Annotated in this window: 13 protein-coding genes; 8 read left to right on the forward strand and 5 right to left on the reverse strand. The window is 71.0% G+C overall.

Annotation, left to right across the window (positions count from 1 at the left end; genetic code table 11):
• Positions 1-2: 2 nt before the first annotated feature.
• Positions 3-1,118: an ADP-ribosylglycohydrolase family protein gene (locus tag ACTWQJ_RS02820; RefSeq protein ID WP_443305017.1), complete on the reverse strand. Its 1,116-nt coding sequence runs from the start codon at positions 1,116-1,118 to the stop codon at positions 3-5.
• A complete protein-coding gene (locus ACTWQJ_RS02825; RefSeq protein WP_443305018.1) occupies positions 1,115-2,269 on the reverse strand; it encodes an ADP-ribosylglycohydrolase family protein in 1,155 nt (384 codons plus the stop codon). The genes ACTWQJ_RS02820 and ACTWQJ_RS02825 overlap by 4 nt, the downstream gene beginning before the upstream one ends.
• A 229-nt stretch (positions 2,270-2,498) precedes the next feature.
• Between ACTWQJ_RS02825 and ACTWQJ_RS02830 the strand changes: the two genes are divergently transcribed.
• From ACTWQJ_RS02830 to ACTWQJ_RS02840, 3 genes are all read left to right on the forward strand, one after another.
• On the forward strand, positions 2,499-3,230 hold the full coding sequence (locus ACTWQJ_RS02830; protein WP_443305019.1) for a VIT1/CCC1 transporter family protein: 732 nt from the start codon (positions 2,499-2,501) through the stop codon (positions 3,228-3,230).
• A gap of 405 nt (positions 3,231-3,635) precedes the next feature.
• Positions 3,636-8,231, forward strand: a complete 4,596-nt coding sequence (gltB, locus tag ACTWQJ_RS02835) for a glutamate synthase large subunit (protein ID WP_443305028.1) — start codon at positions 3,636-3,638, stop codon at positions 8,229-8,231.
• Complete coding sequence (locus tag ACTWQJ_RS02840; protein WP_443305020.1) at positions 8,224-9,687, forward strand: glutamate synthase subunit beta; 1,464 nt, start codon at positions 8,224-8,226, stop codon at positions 9,685-9,687. Before gltB ends, ACTWQJ_RS02840 begins: the two co-directional genes overlap by 8 nt.
• A gap of 135 nt (positions 9,688-9,822) precedes the next feature.
• Here ACTWQJ_RS02840 and ACTWQJ_RS02845 read toward each other — a convergent pair whose 3' ends face one another.
• Entirely contained in the window at positions 9,823-10,728 is a 906-nt protein-coding gene (locus tag ACTWQJ_RS02845) for a rhomboid family intramembrane serine protease (protein ID WP_443305021.1), read from the reverse strand.
• Positions 10,729-11,043: 315 nt separating this feature from the next.
• Between ACTWQJ_RS02845 and ACTWQJ_RS02850 the strand changes: the two genes are divergently transcribed.
• Both ACTWQJ_RS02850 and qcrB read left to right on the forward strand, forming a co-directional pair.
• Entirely contained in the window at positions 11,044-11,766 is a 723-nt protein-coding gene (locus tag ACTWQJ_RS02850; RefSeq protein WP_443305022.1) for a vWA domain-containing protein, read from the forward strand.
• A gap of 77 nt (positions 11,767-11,843) precedes the next feature.
• Positions 11,844-13,484: a cytochrome bc1 complex cytochrome b subunit gene (gene qcrB, locus ACTWQJ_RS02855; protein WP_443305029.1), complete on the forward strand. Its 1,641-nt coding sequence runs from the start codon at positions 11,844-11,846 to the stop codon at positions 13,482-13,484.
• Here the strand turns inward: qcrB and ACTWQJ_RS02860 are convergent.
• On the reverse strand, positions 13,456-14,421 hold the full coding sequence (locus ACTWQJ_RS02860; protein WP_443305023.1) for an acyl-CoA dehydrogenase family protein: 966 nt from the start codon (positions 14,419-14,421) through the stop codon (positions 13,456-13,458). The two genes, qcrB and ACTWQJ_RS02860, sit on opposite strands and share 29 nt — an antisense overlap.
• On the reverse strand, positions 14,421-15,560 hold the full coding sequence (locus tag ACTWQJ_RS02865; RefSeq protein WP_443305024.1) for an acyl-CoA dehydrogenase family protein: 1,140 nt from the start codon (positions 15,558-15,560) through the stop codon (positions 14,421-14,423). Before ACTWQJ_RS02865 ends, ACTWQJ_RS02860 begins: the two co-directional genes overlap by 1 nt.
• 50 nt (positions 15,561-15,610) lie before the next feature.
• On the opposite strand from ACTWQJ_RS02865, the gene ACTWQJ_RS02870 reads away from it, so the two are divergent.
• The 3 genes from ACTWQJ_RS02870 to ACTWQJ_RS02880 form a co-directional block, all read left to right on the forward strand.
• On the forward strand, positions 15,611-16,396 hold the full coding sequence (locus ACTWQJ_RS02870) for an SDR family oxidoreductase (protein ID WP_443305025.1): 786 nt from the start codon (positions 15,611-15,613) through the stop codon (positions 16,394-16,396).
• A 27-nt stretch (positions 16,397-16,423) separates the two neighbouring features.
• Complete coding sequence (locus ACTWQJ_RS02875) at positions 16,424-17,038, forward strand: TetR/AcrR family transcriptional regulator (protein ID WP_224740052.1); 615 nt, start codon at positions 16,424-16,426, stop codon at positions 17,036-17,038.
• 23 nt (positions 17,039-17,061) lie between these two features.
• A partial coding sequence (locus ACTWQJ_RS02880; RefSeq protein ID WP_443305026.1) for a thiolase family protein occupies positions 17,062-17,609 on the forward strand: 548 nt, incomplete at its 3' end.

Consider the following 17,609-nt stretch of genomic DNA (forward strand, 5'->3'; position numbering starts at 1 on the left):
AATCATCCCTCTGGTGGGGCCGGTTGTGCGGCTTCCAGGAGTTCGGCGAGTTCCACCAGGTCGGTGCCGTTGAGGCGGGGGAGGACACAGCCGGGCAGGGTGCGGCAGGTGTCGCGCCAGGACGCCGGGATCGCCGCGCCACCGCCCAGCGCGCCGGTCAGGGCGCCCGCCAGGGCCGGGGCCGAGTCCGCGACCCGGGACAGACAGGCCGCCGCAGGCACCGCATCCCGGATGCGGCCGGCGGAGGCGGTGGAGAGGGCGAGGGCGACCGGGACCGTCTCTGCGGCGGCGATGCCGTAGCTGTAGACGTGGTCGACGATCTGGTGTTCCAGGAGGGGGACCAGGGCGAAGGCGCTCTCGGCGTCCGCCGCCAGCTTCAGCGCGTGGCGGGTGTTGCGGCCGATCTCCGTCTCCTCGGGCAGTTCGGCGAGCGCGGCGCTCACGCACGCCGCCGCGTCGGCACCGGTCAGGGCGAGCGCCACTGCGGCGGCCATCGCGCGGGCGCCGTGCACACCGTCGCCGTCCTGGGTGTAGCGGGCGTCGAACTCGGCGAGGGAGGCGGCGAGTATGGGGTCGCCGGGGTGGGCCACGGCGAGGACGCAGGCCCGGACGCAGGCCGCGTCGTCGAAGTAGTGCGGGTTGTCGTGGCCAGTGGCGGGCGGGCGCAGGCCGGCGGCGAGGTTGCCGAGGCCGGCCCGGACGGAGATACGGGCGCGCAGCGGCAGTACGGCGGACTCGACCTCGGGGGCGCGTTCGGCGGCCGCCGCCACTTCGCTCGCGACGGCGCTCCAGGTCAGGTCGATGGCGGCGCGTATCCGGCGGTCCCGGCTGAGATCGCCGAGCGTGCTGTCGTCGCCGGCCCGCAGCACCGCCTCCGCCGCGAACACCGCCCACTCCGCGTCGTCGGAGGGGCCGAGGCGGAGGGGCTCCGGGGGCTGGTTGAGGGCGATGGGGACGGGGAGGGTGGTGGTCGCGTTGTGCTCGGCGAAGGTGTCCAGCTCGCGGGTGAGGCGCCGGGTCCACTCGGGCATCCGGGCGGCCCGGTGCCGGGCGGCCGGCCAGCCGGCGGCGTCACCGGCGGCGAGGCCCAGCAGCAGCCCCTCGACCCGGCGGCTCACGGCCGCACCTCGTCCTCGTCGGCGGCGAGGACATAGGCGGCGGGGTCGGGCGGCGGGGCGGCGTCGGCGCGCAGGGGAGCGGTGTCCCGTACGAGACCGGGGTCTTCCGCGGGATCGCCGTGCGGTACGGGGTCCCCGTTCCCTGCGACGTCCGCCTCTGGAGGCGTCAGCAGATCCGCCACGTCCAGCACGTGGTGGCCCGCCATCGACGGCAGACAGGTGCCCCGGGCCGGGCCGATGGCAGCCGCCCACTCGGCCGGGATGGCGCCGGCGCCCTGCGTCGCACCGTCCAGGGCGCCGGCGACCGCGGCCGTGGTGTCGGCGTCGCGGCCCATGTTGACCGCGGTGAGGACGGCCCCCTTGAAGTCACCGTCGGCCGCGGCGTACGCGCCGAAAGCCAGGGCGACCGCCTCGGGCGCGAGGTCGGTCCACGGGTAGCCGCCGATCACGACGGCGGAGCGGACCGCGCGTTCGCCGCGGTGGGCGACGGCCACGGCCCGGCGCAGTGAGCGGGCCGTCCAGGAGTCGTCCGGGACGACGGCCAGGGCCGCGGCCACGACGGCGACCGTCGGGGCGCCCGCCATCGCCGCCGCGACCCCGGCCGCGACCGCCTGCCCGCCATAGATGCCCTCGCCGTCATGGCTGACCGAGCCGTCGATCGCGACCAGCCGGGCCGCCTCGGCGGGGCGGCCCGCGGCGAACACCCCGAAGGGTGCCGCCCGCATGGCGAGGCCGTCGCTCCAGGCGTGGCGGTGCTGGGCGGAGATGGGCGCGGCCAGGCCGCGGCGGAGGTTCTCCAGCGTGCCGCGTTCGCTGAAGCCGGCGCCGCGGAAGGGGCCCTCGGCGCGGTCGGCGATCCAGGCGTGCCAGGCCGCCTCGGCGTGGGCGGGGGTGAGGGCGGAGCCGTGCCGGGCGAGCAGCAGGCCGGAGAAGATCGCGTACTCGGTGTCGTCCGTGCCCGACGGCCGGTCGGCGACGTAACCGGTGATGCGGCCCCAGCGGGCGCGGATCTCGGAGGGCTTCAGGTTCTCCGCGGGTGCGCCGAGGGCGTCGCCGACGGCGAGACCGAGCAGAGCGCCGCGGGCCCGGTCGCGGAGTCCGGCGGTGTCCTCGCGGGCCGGGACCGAGGGAATGCAGGCGATCGATGCCATCGCGGCCTCCTCTCTTTGCGGATCTGTCCCCGGTGCGGTGTGCGGCGCAGCCTCTCGGGCCTCAGCGTCACCCGGTCGACATCTGAGCGGGACTTCGAACGAATGAGCAAGAAACGGTAAAACCGCAGGTTAGCCCAGCCTTTCCTTGCTGGCCGGTGGGAAATTTGCGACGTAGTCTGGGCGTTGTCGAAAAGTAGAACTCGTCCAAAGAATCTACAGGGGGAACGGTATGGCCATCATCGAGACCGAGGCGGCGCTGCACGAGGCGCACCGCGACAACCACACGCACCGGGACGTGAACGGCGGCTGGCTGCGCCCCGCCGTCTTCGGTGCGATGGACGGCCTGGTCTCCAACCTCGCCCTGATGACCGGTGTCGCGGGCGGCGCGGTCAGTCAGCAGACCATCGTCCTGACCGGACTCGCGGGCCTCGCTGCCGGCGCCTTCTCGATGGCCGCCGGTGAGTACACCTCCGTCGCCTCGCAGCGCGAGCTCGTCGAGGCCGAACTGGACGTGGAGCGGCGCGAGCTGCGCAAGCACCCGAAGGACGAGGAGGCCGAGCTCGCGGCGCTCTACGAGGCGAGAGGCGTCCAGCCGGGGCTGGCCCGGGAGGTCGCCCGGCAGTTGTCGAAGGATCCCGACCAGGCGCTGGAGATACACGCCCGCGAGGAGCTCGGCATCGATCCCGGGGACCTGCCGTCGCCGCTGGTCGCCGCCGTGTCGAGCTTCGGCTCCTTCGCGCTGGGCGCCCTGCTCCCCGTACTGCCGTATCTGCTGGGGGCGACCGCGCTGTGGCCCGCCGTGCTGCTCGCGCTGCTCGGGCTCTTCGGCTGCGGTGCCGTAGTGGCCAAGGTGACCGCGCGGACCTGGTGGTACAGCGGGCTCAGGCAGCTCGCCCTGGGTGGCGCGGCGGCCGGTGTGACGTACGCCCTGGGCAGTTTGTTCGGGACGGCCGTAGGATAAAGCGGCTCGGACTTATGCGTTGGGCCGCATAAGTAGCCGTTACTCGCTGGTTTCGAATGCTTAACCGCGGGGCATGAGCCGTAAGCGCTGTGGGCAATGAGGCCTGCGGCGCACCCCAGGGTGGCGACGCTGCTTCCCTGATCTTTCGGGTCGTCGGACACCGATCTGTCCGCTTCGGCCCCCATACCTCCGCCGCCCGTGCGCGGTACCCCGCCGCCACCCGCGGCGTCCGCATGTTGGAACGGAGTATCCGGTTCCCGAGAACCGCTCCATCATGTAACCTGCACGAAATTTTGGTCTCATCGGAGATCTCACGCAGAGGGCCAGCGTCGTCCCTCGGCACCCTTCCCCCAGAGCCGAAGGCCTGGGAGGACCTCAAGCCACATGACGACGACGGGAGAGCCGATGCGTACGCCGCGCCAGCCGTCCCAGCAGTCCACGAATGGCCAGAACTGGTCGTTCATGGATGCTCGCCCTGCTGCGCAGGGTATGTACGACCCCCGCAACGAGCACGACGCCTGTGGCGTCGGCTTTGTGGCCACCCTCACCGGCGAGGCGAGCCATGCGCTGGTCGAGCAGGCGCTCACGGTTCTGCGCAACCTCGAGCACCGCGGGGCCACCGGCTCCGAGCCGGACTCCGGAGACGGCGCCGGCATCCTCGCCCAGGTACCCGACGCCTTCCTCCGCGAGGTGGCCGGATTCCAGCTGCCCGAGGCCGGCGCCTACGCCGTAGGCATCGCCTTCCTGCCCGAGGACGGGACCGACGACGCCGTCTCGCAGATCGAGACGATCGCCGCCGAAGAGGGCCTGACCGTCCTCGGCTGGCGCGAGGTCCCCGTCGCCCCCGAACTGCTCGGTGCCACCGCCCGTTCGACGATGCCGGCCTTCCGGCAGATCTTCGTCAGCGACGGCGTCTCGGAGGGCATCGCGCTCGACCGCAAGGCCTTCGTGCTGCGCAAGCGCGCCGAGCGCGAGGCCGGCGTCTACTTCCCGTCGCTGTCCGCGCGGACCATCGTCTACAAGGGCATGCTGACCACCGGCCAGCTGGAGCCCTTCTTCCCGGACCTGTCCGACCGCCGGTTCGCCTCCGCGATCGCGCTCGTGCACTCCCGGTTCTCGACGAACACGTTCCCGTCGTGGCCGCTGGCCCACCCGTACCGCTTCGTCGCGCACAACGGTGAGATCAACACCGTCAAGGGCAACCGCAACTGGATGCGGGCCCGCGAGTCCCAGCTGTACTCCGAGCTGTTCGGCTCCCCGGAGAAGCTGGAGCGGGTCTTCCCGATCTGCACGCCCGACGCCTCCGACTCGGCGTCCTTCGACGAGGTCCTCGAACTGCTGCACCTCGGCGGACGTTCGCTTCCGCACTCGGTGCTGATGATGATCCCGGAGGCGTGGGAGAACCACGACTCCATGGACCCGGCCCGGCGCGCGTTCTACGAGTACCACTCCACGATGATGGAGCCCTGGGACGGCCCGGCCTGCGTCACCTTCACCGACGGCACCCAGGTCGGCGCGGTTCTCGACCGCAACGGTCTGCGCCCGGGCCGCTACTGGGTCACCGACGACGGTCTCGTCGTCCTCGGCTCCGAGGTCGGCGTCCTCGACATCGACCCCGCCAAGGTCGTCCGCAAGGGCCGTCTGCAGCCGGGCCGCATGTTCCTCGTCGACACCGCCGAGCACCGCATCATCGAGGACGACGAGATCAAGGCCCAGCTCGCCGCCGAGAACCCGTACGCGGAGTGGCTGGAGGCCGGCGAGATCGAGCTCTCCGACCTGCCCGAGCGCGAGCACATCGTGCACACCCACGCCTCGGTCACCCGCCGCCAGCAGACCTTCGGCTACACCGAGGAGGAGCTGCGCGTCATCCTCGCCCCGATGGCCAAGGCCGGTGCGGAGCCGATCGGTTCGATGGGTACGGACTCGCCGATCGCCGCGCTGTCCGACCGTCCGCGTCTCCTCTTCGACTACTTCACCCAGCTGTTCGCGCAGGTCACCAACCCGCCGCTGGACGCGATCCGCGAGGAGCTGGTCACCTCCCTGCGCTCGTCGCTGGGCCCGCAGGGCAACCTGCTGGAGCCGACGGCCGCCTCCTGTCGTAGCGTCGTGCTGCCCTTCCCGGTGATCGACAACGACGAGCTGGCCAAGCTCATCCACATCAACGCCGACGGCGACATGCCCGGCATGAAGGCCGCGACCCTCTCCGGCCTCTACCGGGTCAGCGGCGGCGGCGACGCCCTCGCCGCGCGCATCGAGGAGATCTGCGCCGAGGCCGACGCCGCGATAGAGAACGGCGCCCGCCTGATCGTCCTCTCCGACCGGCACTCGGACGCCGAGCACGCGCCGATCCCGTCGCTGCTGCTCACCGCGGCCGTCCACCACCACCTCATCCGCACCAAGCAGCGCACCCAGGTAGGCCTGCTGGTCGAGGCCGGTGACGTCCGCGAGGTCCACCACGTCGCCCTGCTCATCGGCTACGGCGCCGCCGCGGTCAACCCGTACCTGGCCATGGAGTCCGTCGAGGACCTGGTCCGCGCGGGCACCTTCCTGCCCGGCATCGACCCCGAGAAGGCCATCCGCAACCTGATCTACGCCCTCGGCAAGGGCGTCCTGAAGGTCATGTCCAAGATGGGCATCTCCACCGTCGCCTCCTACCGCGGCGCCCAGGTCTTCGAGGCCGTCGGTCTCGACGAGGCCTTCGTGGAGAAGTACTTCAACGGCACCGCCACCAAGATCGGCGGCGTCGGCATCGACGTCATCGCCAAGGAGGTCGCCGCCCGGCACGCCAAGGCGTACCCCGCCTCCGGTATCGCCCCGGCGCATCGCGCACTCGAGATCGGCGGCGAGTACCAGTGGCGCCGCGAGGGCGAGCCGCACCTGTTCGACCCGGAGACGGTCTTCCGCCTCCAGCACTCCACGCGCACCGGCCGCTACGACATCTTCAAGAAGTACACGGAGCGCGTGAACGAGCAGTCCGAGCGGCTGATGACGCTGCGCGGTCTGTTCGGCTTCAAGTCCGACCGGCAGCCGATCTCCATCGACGAGGTCGAGCCGGTCTCCGAGATCGTCAAGCGCTTCTCGACGGGCGCCATGTCGTACGGCTCCATCTCCAAGGAGGCGCACGAAACCCTCGCCATCGCCATGAACCAGCTGGGCGGCAAGTCCAACACCGGTGAGGGCGGCGAGGACCCGGAGCGGCTCTACGACCCCGCTCGCCGGTCGTCGATCAAGCAGGTGGCGTCGGGCCGGTTCGGTGTGACCTCCGAGTACCTGGTCAACTCCGACGACATCCAGATCAAGATGGCCCAGGGCGCCAAGCCCGGCGAGGGCGGCCAGCTGCCCGGCCACAAGGTGTACCCGTGGGTGGCGAAGACCCGGCACTCGACGCCGGGTGTGGGGCTCATCTCCCCGCCGCCGCACCACGACATCTACTCCATCGAGGACCTGGCCCAGCTCATCCACGACCTGAAGAACGCGAACCCGCAGGCGCGGATTCACGTGAAGCTGGTCTCGGAGGTCGGCGTCGGCACGGTCGCCGCCGGTGTGTCCAAGGCCCACGCGGACGTGGTGCTCATCTCCGGTCACGACGGTGGTACGGGTGCCTCGCCGCTGACGTCGCTGAAGCACGCGGGCGGCCCCTGGGAGCTCGGCCTCGCCGAGACCCAGCAGACGCTGCTGCTCAACGGCCTGCGCGACCGGATCGTCGTCCAGACCGACGGTCAGCTGAAGACCGGCCGCGACGTCGTCATCGCCGCACTGCTCGGCGCCGAGGAGTTCGGTTTCGCGACCGCGCCGCTCGTCGTCTCCGGCTGCGTCATGATGCGCGTCTGCCACCTGGACACCTGCCCGGTCGGCATCGCCACCCAGAACCCGACCCTGCGCGAGCGGTTCACCGGCAAGGCCGAGTACGTCGTGAACTTCTTCCAGTACATCGCCGAAGAGGTCCGCGAGATCCTCGCCGAGCTGGGCTTCCGCTCCATCGAGGAGGCCGTCGGCCACGCCGAGGCCCTCGACGTCACGCGGGCCGTCGACCACTGGAAGGCGCAGGGCCTGGACCTGGCCCCGCTGTTCCACGTGCCCGAGCTGCCCGAGGGCGCGGTGCGCCACCAGCTCATCGAGCAGGACCACGGCCTGGAGAAGGCGCTCGACAACGAGCTGATCAAGCTCGCCGCCGACGCGCTCGCCGTGGACTCGGCGAACGACGCCCAGCCGGTCCGCGCGCAGGTCGCGATCCGCAACATCAACCGGACGGTCGGCACCATGCTCGGCCACGAGGTGACGAAGAAGTTCGGTGGCGCGGGCCTGCCCGACGACGCCATCGACATCACCTTCACCGGGTCCGCGGGCCAGTCCTTCGGCGCCTTCGTCCCGCGCGGTGTCACACTGCGCCTCGAGGGCGACGCCAACGACTACGTCGGCAAGGGCCTGTCCGGTGGCCGGATCATCGTCCGCCCGGACCGCAACGCCGACCATCTCGCCGAGTACAGCGTCATCGCGGGCAACACCCTCGCGTACGGCGCGACCGGCGGCGAGATGTTCCTGCGCGGCAAGGTCGGCGAGCGCTTCTGCGTCCGCAACTCCGGCGCGCTGGTCGTCTCCGAGGGCGTGGGCGACCACGGCTGCGAGTATATGACCGGCGGTCACGCGGTGGTGCTCGGCGAGACGGGCCGCAACTTCGCGGCCGGTATGTCCGGCGGTATCGCGTACGTCATCGACCTCGACCGCGACAACGTCAACGTCGGCAACGTGGAGTCGGTCGAGGCGCTCGACGACACCGACAAGCAGTGGCTGCACGACGTGGTGCGCCGGCATGCGGAGGAGACCGGTTCCACGGTCGCCGAGAAGCTGCTCGCGGAGTGGTCCGTGTCCGTGGAGCGCTTCAGCAAGATCATCCCCAGCACGTACAAGGCAGTGCTCGCCGCCAAGGACGCCGCCGAGCGAGCCGGTCTCTCCGAGTCCGAGATCACCGAGAAGATGATGGAGGCGGCGATCAATGGCTGACCCGAAGGGCTTTCTGAACCACGGCCGTGAGGTCGCCAAGTCCCGCCCGGTCGAGGAGCGCGTCAAGGACTGGAACGAGGTCTACGTCCCCGGCTCGCTGCTGCCGATCATCAGCAAGCAGGCCAGCCGGTGCATGGACTGCGGCATCCCGTTCTGCCACAACGGCTGTCCGCTGGGGAACCTGATCCCCGAGTGGAACGACTACGCCTACCGCGAGGACTGGGCGGCCGCCTCCGAGCGCCTGCACGCCACGAACAACTTCCCGGAGTTCACGGGCCGCCTGTGCCCGGCTCCCTGTGAGTCGGCGTGTGTGCTCGGCATCAACCAGCCGGCCGTCACCATCAAGAACGTCGAGGTCTCGATCATCGACAAGGCGTGGGAGACCGGTGACGTCGCCCCGCAGATCCCCGAGCGCCTGTCCGGCAAGACGGTCGCGGTCATCGGCTCGGGCCCGGCGGGCCTGGCCGCCGCCCAGCAGCTCACCCGGGCCGGCCACACGGTCGCCGTCTACGAGCGCGCGGACCGCGTCGGAGGCCTCCTCCGGTACGGCATCCCCGAGTTCAAGATGGAGAAGCGGCACATCAACCGCCGTATCGAGCAGATGCGCGCGGAGGGCACCCGCTTCCGCACCGGCATCGAGATCGGCCGCGACCTGAAGGCCACGGACCTGAAGAAGCGGTACGACGCGGTGGTGCTGGCCGTCGGTGCGACGACCGCCCGTGACCTCCCGGTCCCCGGCCGCGAGCTCAAGGGCATCTACCAGGCCATGGAGTACCTGCCCCTGGCCAACAAGGTCCAGGAGGGCGACTACGTGGCGCCCCCGATCTCTGCCGAGGGCAAGCACGTCGTCGTCATCGGCGGCGGCGACACGGGCGCCGACTGCGTGGGCACCGCCCACCGCCAGGGCGCGGCCTCGGTGACGCAGCTGGAGATCATGCCCCGCCCGAACGACGAGCGGAACCCGGTCGCCCAGCCGTGGCCGACCTTCCCGATGCTCTACAAGGTCACCTCGGCGCACGAGGAGGGCGGTGAGCGGGTCTACTCCGTCTCCACCACCCACTTCGAGGGCGACGAGGACGGCAACGTCCAGTGGCTGCACCTCACCGAGGTCGAGTTCATCGACGGCAAGCTGACCCCGAAGCCAGGTACGGAGCGCAAGATCCCCGCCCAGCTGGTCACCCTCGCCATGGGCTTCACCGGCACCGACCGGGAGAACGGGCTGGTCGACCAGTTCGGCCTGGAGCTCGACGAGCGCGGCAACATCGCCCGCGACGCCGACTTCCAGACGAACGTGCCGGGCGTGTTCGTCGCCGGTGACGCCGGCCGCGGCCAGTCGCTCATCGTGTGGGCGATCGCGGAGGGCCGCTCGGCCGCCCGCGGCTGCGACCGCTTCCTGACCGGCGCCAGCGACCTGCCGGCGCCGATCCGTCCGACGGACCGGGCGCTGATGGTCTGACGGCCGATCACAGAACGTCCCGTACAAAGGCGTACGGGCTGGTTGTCCGGGGGATTTCCCCCGGACAACCCCCGAAGACGGCGCCTGCCCGCCAGTCCCCGACCGGACGACTGGGCAGGCGCCGTCGCCTTTTTCTCACGTCAGGGCGGTGACCTTCCCGACCGTCAGAACCACCAGCAGCACCAGCAGCGCCACACACGCCCCCGCCTGGATCAGCGAACGCCGTTCCCGCGGCGCGTACGCGAACGCCAGCGTCACCAGCCCACCCGCCAGCAGCCCGCCCAGGTGCCCCTCCCAGGAGGTGAAGCCCGCGGAGATCACCAGCCACAGCAGCAGGGCCGCCATGAAGCGGTTGACGGCGTTCATGTCGTAGCCGAGGCGGCGGGACATCACGTAGTACGCGGCGCCCAGACCGAAGATCGCGCCGGACGCGCCGACGGTGCGGACGTCGGGGGCGAGCAGCAGCACCAGGACCGAGCCGCCGAGCGCCGACAGCAGATAGAGGGCGAGGTAGCGGACCCGGCCGAGCTGATGCTCCACCGTGCGGCCGAGGTTCCACAGCGCCGCCATGTTCATCACGATGTGCAGGATCCCGAACGTGCCCTCGGTGGGCGGGGAATGCAGGAACGCGCCGGTCAGCAGCCGGTACCACTCCCCGTCGACAACTCCCTCCGCCTCGAAGCCCCCCAGGTACACCCCCTGCCAGACGTAGTGCACGCCGTCCGGTCCCACGAGTCCGGCGCCGAGCATCCCGAACCGGTCCACGATCGCCGGGAGTACCAACGCCGCGACGTAGGCAAGGACGTTGAGCGCGATCAGCACGTACGTCACCAGGGGCACCGCCGTGATCCGGCCGCCGAACGCGGTCCGCGCCTGGCGCACCGAGCGGGCGCCCTCCTTCACACACTCCGGGCAGTGGTGGCCGACGGCCGCCTCCCGCATGCAGTCGGGGCAGATGTACCGGTCGCAGCGGGTGCAGCGGACGTGGCACTCGACCTTGGGATGGCGATAACAGGTGGTGACGGCGGACTCGGGTTCCACAGCCGGCTCCTCTTAGGGGTGAACGGACGGCGAGCCGGCGGGGCGGCGGCGATCAAAATAGCGAACGCCTGTGGACGGGGGGAGAGGTGGGGCCCAGGGCCTGTCCGGCGGATCATGCCGCAGACGCGGGGTCTGGCACGCCCTCCCCCACCCTCTCCTTCGCTCGAGCGGGGGACCCCATGCGCGGGGGCACCCCCATCGCCCCCGCTCACCAGCGCCGATCAGTCACCGTCGCTTTCCTGCGACCTGATCCGCCGGACAGGCCCCAGTGCCGTAGCCTCGGCGTCGGTCCAGGTGAGCGAAGGGGGAGCCCGCATGGCGGCGATCAGTCTCAGCAAGGTCGAGGAAACCGCACCCGCACTGGTCAGTCTCTACAAGAGCGCCGGGGTGTCGCTCGCCAGGCACGGGCTGGACGGGCAGAGGGCCGCCGTCTACCTCGTGGTCGACTACTCCGGCTCGATGAAGCCGTACTACAGGGACGGCAGCGTGCAGGCGCTGGCCGACCGGGTGCTGGGGCTGTCCGCGCACCTCGACGACGACGGCCGGGTGCCGGTGGTGTTCTTCTCGACGGACATCGACGCGGAGACCGACATCGCACTCGCCGACCATCGGGGGCGCATCGAACGGATCGTGGCCGGGCTCGGGCACATGGGGAAGACCAGCTACCACCTGGCGATGGACGCCGTCATCGACCACTATCTCGACAGCGGCTCCACGGATCCCGCCCTGGTCGTCTTCCAGACCGACGGCGGGCCGATCAACAAGCTCGCCGCGGAGCGCTATCTGTGCAAGGCGGCTCGGCTGCCGCTGTTCTGGCAGTTCATCGGCTTCGGCGATCCGAACAGCCGGCAGTTCGAGTTCCTGCGCAGGCTCGACGAGCTGCCGGTACCGGACAAACGGGTCGTCGACAACGCGGGGTTCTTCCACGCCGGTGCGGATCCACGGGCGGTGTCCGACGCCGAGTTGTACGACCGACTGGTGGGCGACTTCCCCCAGTGGCTGGCGGCCGCGCGGGCACAGGGGATCGTACGAACCTGAGCCGCCTGCCGCACTGTTGGCTAGAACGGGACGCCGTGTCACCCTGAGGTTGATCCGACGGGGAGGCGATGCAGCTCATGGGTGACGGCGCACGATCGGGGAACACACGGGCCGCCACGGCCCCGCGCGGCGAGCGAGTGGCCGACTGGGCCGACGGACGGCTCGGCCTGTACGCGCTGGCCAAGGCCAATATGCGCAAGGTGTTTCCGGACCACTGGTCGTTCATGCTGGGCGAGGTCTGCCTCTACAGCTTCCTCGTACTGATCCTCACCGGCATCTACCTCACGCTGTTCTTCGAGCCGAGCAGCGCCGAGGTGGTCTACGAAGGGTCCTACACACCGCTCAACGGCGTCGTGATGACCAAGGCGTTCGAGTCCACCCTCGACATCAGCTTCGATGTGCGCGGCGGGCTGCTGATCCGGCAGATCCACCACTGGGCGGCGCTGGTCTTCGTCACCGGCATGCTCGTGCACATGATGCGGGTGTTCTTCACCGGCGCCTACCGCAAACCGCGCGAGATCAACTGGGTGTTCGGCTGGACGCTGCTGATGCTCGGCATCATCACCGGCCTCACCGGCTACTCGCTCCCCGACGACCTGCTGTCCGGCACCGGCATCCGCTTCGCCCAGGGCGCGATCCTGTCGATCCCGATCGTGGGCACGTATCTGTCGTTCTTCCTGTTCGGCGGGGAGTTCCCGGGGCACGACATCATCGCGCGGCTGTACCCGATCCACATCCTGCTGTTGCCCGGGATCATGCTGGGCCTGGTCGTGGCCCATCTGATCCTGGTCTTCTACCACAAGCACACCCAGTACCCCGGCCCCGGCCGCGACCAGAAGTCCGTCGTCGGCATGCCCTTCATGCCGGTCTACATGGCCAAGGCGGGCGGCTTCTTCTTCCTGGTCTTCGGCGTGCTCACGATCATGGGTGGCCTCGCGCAGATCAACCCCGTGTGGGCCTTCGGCCCCTACCGCCCCGACCTCGTCACCACCGGCGCCCAGCCCGACTGGTATCTCGGCTTCTCCGAGGGCCTGATCCGGGTGATGCCGGGATGGGAGATCAGCGCCTTCGGCCACACCCTGGTGCTGGGCGTCTTCATCCCGTTCGCGCTGTTCCCGCTGATCCTGGCCGCCATCGGGATCTACCCCTTCATCGAGGCGTGGATCACCGGCGACAAACGCGAGCACCACATCCTGGACCGGCCGCGCAACGCCCCCGTCCGCACGGGGCTCGGCGTCGCCTGGCTCACGCTGTACGCGGTGTGCCTGATCGGCGGCGGCAACGACATCATCGCGACGCATCTGCATCTGTCGATCAACGCCATCACCTGGTTCGTGCGGATCGCTTTCTTCGTCGCGCCGGTGCTGGCGTTCATCGTCACCAAGCGGATCTGTCTGGGCCTGCAACGCCGCGACCGGGAGAAGGTGCTGCACGGCCGGGAGACCGGCACCATCAAGCGGCTGCCGCACGGCGAGTACATCGAGGTCCACGAACACCTCGCCCAGGACCAGCGGTTCACCCTCACCCAGCACGAGCAGCCGGCGCCGTACGAGATCGGACCGCGCGTCGACGCCAACGGCGTGCGCCGTCCGGTCACGGTCTCCCAGCGGGTGCGGGGCCGGCTGGCCCGGGCCATGTTCGGGCCCGGCAGCCACATACCGAAGCCGACCCGGGAGGAGTACCGGGAGATCACCCGCGGGGGCGGGCACGGGCATTGAGGACGACGGTCCGGCACTCGTCGGGGCCTCCCCAGGCGGTGCGCAGGGCGCGGGCCTTGGTCAGCCAGAGGGACAGGTCGTACTCCGCGGTGTAGCCGATCGCGCCGTGCAGCTGGAGGGCCGTCCGGGCCGTGGTGTACGCCGCCTCGCAGGCCGTCGTCTTCGCGGCGGCCACGTCGGCCGGGCTCATCGTCAGCGCGGCGCCGAAGACCAGCGGCCGCGCGAACTCCAGGGCGATCTTCGCGTCGGCCAGCCGGTGCTTGACCGCCTGGAACGAGCCGACGGGGACCCCGAACTGCGTGCGCTGCCTGACGTACGCGACCGTCCGGTCCAGCAGCGCGAGCCCCACGCCGAGGGCCTGGGCGGCGGTGGCGAGCCGGGCCCAGGTGAGGGCGCGGTCGGCCGGCGGGGCGGGGGAGAGGAGTTCACCGCCGGTCAGGAGGGGGGTGAGGCGGCGGGCGGGGTCGAGGGAGGGACGCGCGGGCGCGTGGCCGGGGGCGAGACGCAGGCCGTCGGGTGTGAGGGAGAGGCGGGTGGCCGCCGCGTCGCCGTCGAGGGCGTACGACCCTTCGGGCGCCAGCGTCACCATCGACTCGCCTGCTGCCAGCCGGGGGAGGAAGCGTTCGGCGAGAGCGTCCGGCTCGGTGAGCAGTACGGCCGCCGCGACCGTCTCCGCCAACGGCCCCGGCACCGCATGCCGCCCCAACTCCACAAAGGCGACGGCGACTTCGACGGGGCGAGGGCCCACTCCGTCGTAGGCCTCGGGTACCGCCAGCGCGAACACCCCCGCCTCGGCGATACGGGACCACAGCTTGCGGCCGCTCGTGTGCTCGCCGCGGCTCCAGTCCCGTATGACGATAGGCGTCTCGGCGGACCTCAGCATCGCGTCCAGGGAGGCGGCGAAGGCACGCTGATCGGAGTCGAGGAGGAAGCGCATCAGCGGCGTCCCTTCGGCAGGCCCAGCAGGTGTTCGGCGACGAGGTCGCGCTGGATCTCGTTCGTGCCGGCGTAGATGGGGCCGGCGAGGGAGAAGACGTACGGCTCGGACCACTCCGTGTCCGCGCACTCGCCGTCCGGCCCGAGGACGTCGAGGGCGGTCTCGTGCAGCGCGATGTCGTACTCGGACCAGAAGACCTTGTTCAGGCTGGACTCCGCGCCGAGCGGTTCGCCCTCGAGGAAGCGGGCGGCGGCCGCGTAGGTGAAGAGCTGGTAGGCGCGGGAGCCGATGAGGGCATCGGCCACTCTCTGCCGTGCGGATTCCGGACTTCCCTGTGCCTGCCAGAGTTCGTGCAGCCGGCCGGCGGCGGCGAGGAAGCGGCCGGGGGAGCGCAGCGTCAGGCCGCGCTCGTTGGCGGCCGTCGACATCGCGATCCGCCAGCCCTGCCCGGGCTCGCCGATGACGTCCTCGTCCGGGACGAAGACAGCGTCCAGGAACAGCTCGGCGAAGGCGGGCTTGCCGTCCAGCCGGGCGACGGGGCGGATCGTGACGCCGGGGGCGCGCAGGTCGAACATCACGTACGTCAGGCCCTGGTGGGGTTTCGGGGTGCCCGGCTCGCTGCGGAACAGGCCGAAGGCGCGGTCGGCGAAGGCCGCGCGGGAGGACCAGGTCTTCTGGCCCGACAGCAGCCAGCCACCGTCGGTGCGGACGGCCCGGGAGGTCAGGGACGCCAGGTCCGAGCCCGCCTCCGGCTCCGACCACGCCTGCGCCCAGATCACCTCGCCGCTCGCCATCGGCGGCAGGATCCGGGCCCGCTGCTCCCTGCTGCCGTGGTCGAAGAGGGTGGGGGCCAGCAGACTGATGCCGTTCTGCGAGACCCGGCCCGGAGCGCCCGCCGCGTAGTACTCCTCCTCGAAGATCAGCCACTTGACGAGGTCCACGCCCCGCCCGCCGTACTCCTCCGGCCAGGAGACCACCGACCAGCGGTCCGCATACAGCCGCGCCTCCCACGCCCGGTGCTCGGCGAAGCCCTCCTCCGTCTCCAGTGAGGCCGGTGGCTCGGCGGGCACGTGGGCCCGCAGCCACTGCCGGGCCTGTGCGCGGAACGCCTGCTCCTCGGCCGACTCGTCCAGGTCCACGGGTGCCCGCTCCCTTCCCTAACAAGTGTTTGGTAGGTTAGCGTGGTGCCATGACAGACGTCGAGGCTCCGTCATACGTCCCCGGGCACGGACTGCTCGCCGGGCGCACCGCCGTCATCACCGCGGCGGCCGGGGCGGGGATCGGCGGCGCCACCGCCCGCCGGTTCCTGGAGGAGGGCGCGCGCGTGCTGATCAGCGACGCGCATGCGCGACGGCTGAAGGAGTACGAGGCAGAGCTGGGGCGTCAGTTCGCGGGCGCGGTGGCGGCGGCCCCCTGTGACGTCACCGATGATGCCCAGGTGCGGGCGCTCTTCGCGGCGGCCGTACGGGAGCACGGGCGGCTGGACATCGTCGTCAACAACGCGGGCCTGGGCGGGACGGCCGACTTGGTCGACATGAGCGACGAGCAGTGGTCCCGCGTGCTGGACGTGACGCTGAACGGCACCTTCCGGTGCACCCGGGCGGCCCTGCGGGCGATGCGGGAGACCGGCGGTGGAGTGATCGTCAACAACGCGTCCGTCGTCGGCTGGCGCGCCCAGGCCGGGCAGGCGCACTACGCCGCGGCGAAGGCGGGCGTGATGGCGCTGACCCGGTGCGCGGCGCTGGAAGCCGCCGAGTACGGAGTGCGGGTCAACGCCGTCGCGCCGAGCCTCGCCATGCATCCGCACCTGGTGAAGGTGACGACGCCCGAGGTGCTCGCCGAGCTCACCGCCCGCGAGGCCTTCGGGCGGTACGCCGAACCCTGGGAGGTGGCCAACGTGATCGTGTTCCTGGCGTCCGGCTACTCCTCGTACATGACCGGAGAGGTCGTGTCCGTCAGCAGCCGGCACCCCTAGGCGCGGGTGCAGACCACAATGGGTCACGTGCCGACCAAGAAGAAGCCCCAGGTGACCGGCGCCGCGCCGGCGCGCCGCCGCGAACTCCTGCGCACCGCCGCAGAGGTCTTCGCCGAGCAGGGCTACAACGCAACAACCGTACGGACCATCGCCGACCAGGCGGGCATGCTCGCGGGCAGCCTCTACTACCACTTCGACTCCAAGGAGTCGATGCTGGAGGAGATCCTGCACACCTTCCTGGACGAGCTCTGGGACGGCTACGACGCCGTCCTGGAGGCCGGGCTCGGGCCGCGCGAGACGCTCCAGGCCCTGGTCACCGAGTCGTTCAAGGAGATCGACCGGCACCGCGCCGCCGTCGCGATCTACCAGAAGGAGTCCCGGCAGCTGGCGGCGCAGGAGCGGTTCGCCTTCCTCGCCGAGTCCCAGAGCAAGTTCGAGAAGGCGTGGCTGACCACGCTGGAGCGCGGCGTCGCGGACCGGGTCTTCCGGGACGACCTCGACGTCCGGCTCACCTACCGGTTCGTGCGGGACACGGTATGGGTCGCCGCGTCCTGGTACCGGCCCGGCGGGCAGCACAGTCCAGAGGAGATCGCCCGGCAGTACCTGTCGATGGTGCTGGACGGGATCGCCGTACGTGAATAGCCCTTTTCCGTGAGGGAGTTGACATGGCCGAGGCCTACATCGTCGAAGCGGTCCGCACGCCCGTGGGGCGGCGCGGAGGAGGACTGAGCGGGGTCCACCCGGCCGACCTGGGTGCCCATGTGCTCAAGGCGCTGATCCAGCGGGCCGGGGTCGATCCGGCCGCCGTCGAGGACGTCGTCTTCGGATGCCTGGACACCGTCGGGCCGCAGGCCGGGGACATCGCGAGGACCTGCTGGCTGGCGGCCGGGCTGCCCGAGGAGGTGCCCGGGGTGACCGTGGACCGTCAGTGCGGGTCCTCGCAGCAGGCCGTGCACTTCGCGGCGCAGGGCGTGCTGTCCGGGACACAGGACCTGGTGGTCGCCGGGGGCGTACAGAACATGTCGCAGATCCCCATCGCCTACGCGACCCGGCAGGCCGCCGAGCCGCTGGGCTTCACCCAGGGGCCCTACGCCGGGAGCGAGGGGTGGCGGGCGCGGTACGGGGACCGGGCGGTGAACCAGTTCGCCGGCGCCGAGATGATCGCCGCCAAGTGGGGGATCGGCCGGCCGGAGCAGGAGGAGTTCGCGCTCGG

It is taken from the genome of Streptomyces sp. KR55 (assembly GCF_052245645.1).
In the GTDB taxonomy this organism is placed as follows: Bacteria; Actinomycetota; Actinomycetes; order Streptomycetales; family Streptomycetaceae; genus Streptomyces; species Streptomyces flavusporus.

Coding starts and splice junctions, on each gene's coding strand:
- qcrB (WP_443305029.1), top strand. CDS start 11,844: ATGGGTGACGGCGCACGATCGGGGAACACACGGGCCGCCACGGCCCCG.
- ACTWQJ_RS02830 (WP_443305019.1), top strand. CDS start 2,499: ATGGCCATCATCGAGACCGAGGCGGCGCTGCACGAGGCGCACCGCGAC.
- gltB (WP_443305028.1), top strand. CDS start 3,636: ATGCGTACGCCGCGCCAGCCGTCCCAGCAGTCCACGAATGGCCAGAAC.
- ACTWQJ_RS02825 (WP_443305018.1), bottom strand. CDS start 2,269: ATGGCATCGATCGCCTGCATTCCCTCGGTCCCGGCCCGCGAGGACACC.
- ACTWQJ_RS02870 (WP_443305025.1), top strand. CDS start 15,611: ATGACAGACGTCGAGGCTCCGTCATACGTCCCCGGGCACGGACTGCTC.
- ACTWQJ_RS02860 (WP_443305023.1), bottom strand. CDS start 14,421: ATGCGCTTCCTCCTCGACTCCGATCAGCGTGCCTTCGCCGCCTCCCTG.
- ACTWQJ_RS02840 (WP_443305020.1), top strand. CDS start 8,224: ATGGCTGACCCGAAGGGCTTTCTGAACCACGGCCGTGAGGTCGCCAAG.
- ACTWQJ_RS02850 (WP_443305022.1), top strand. CDS start 11,044: ATGGCGGCGATCAGTCTCAGCAAGGTCGAGGAAACCGCACCCGCACTG.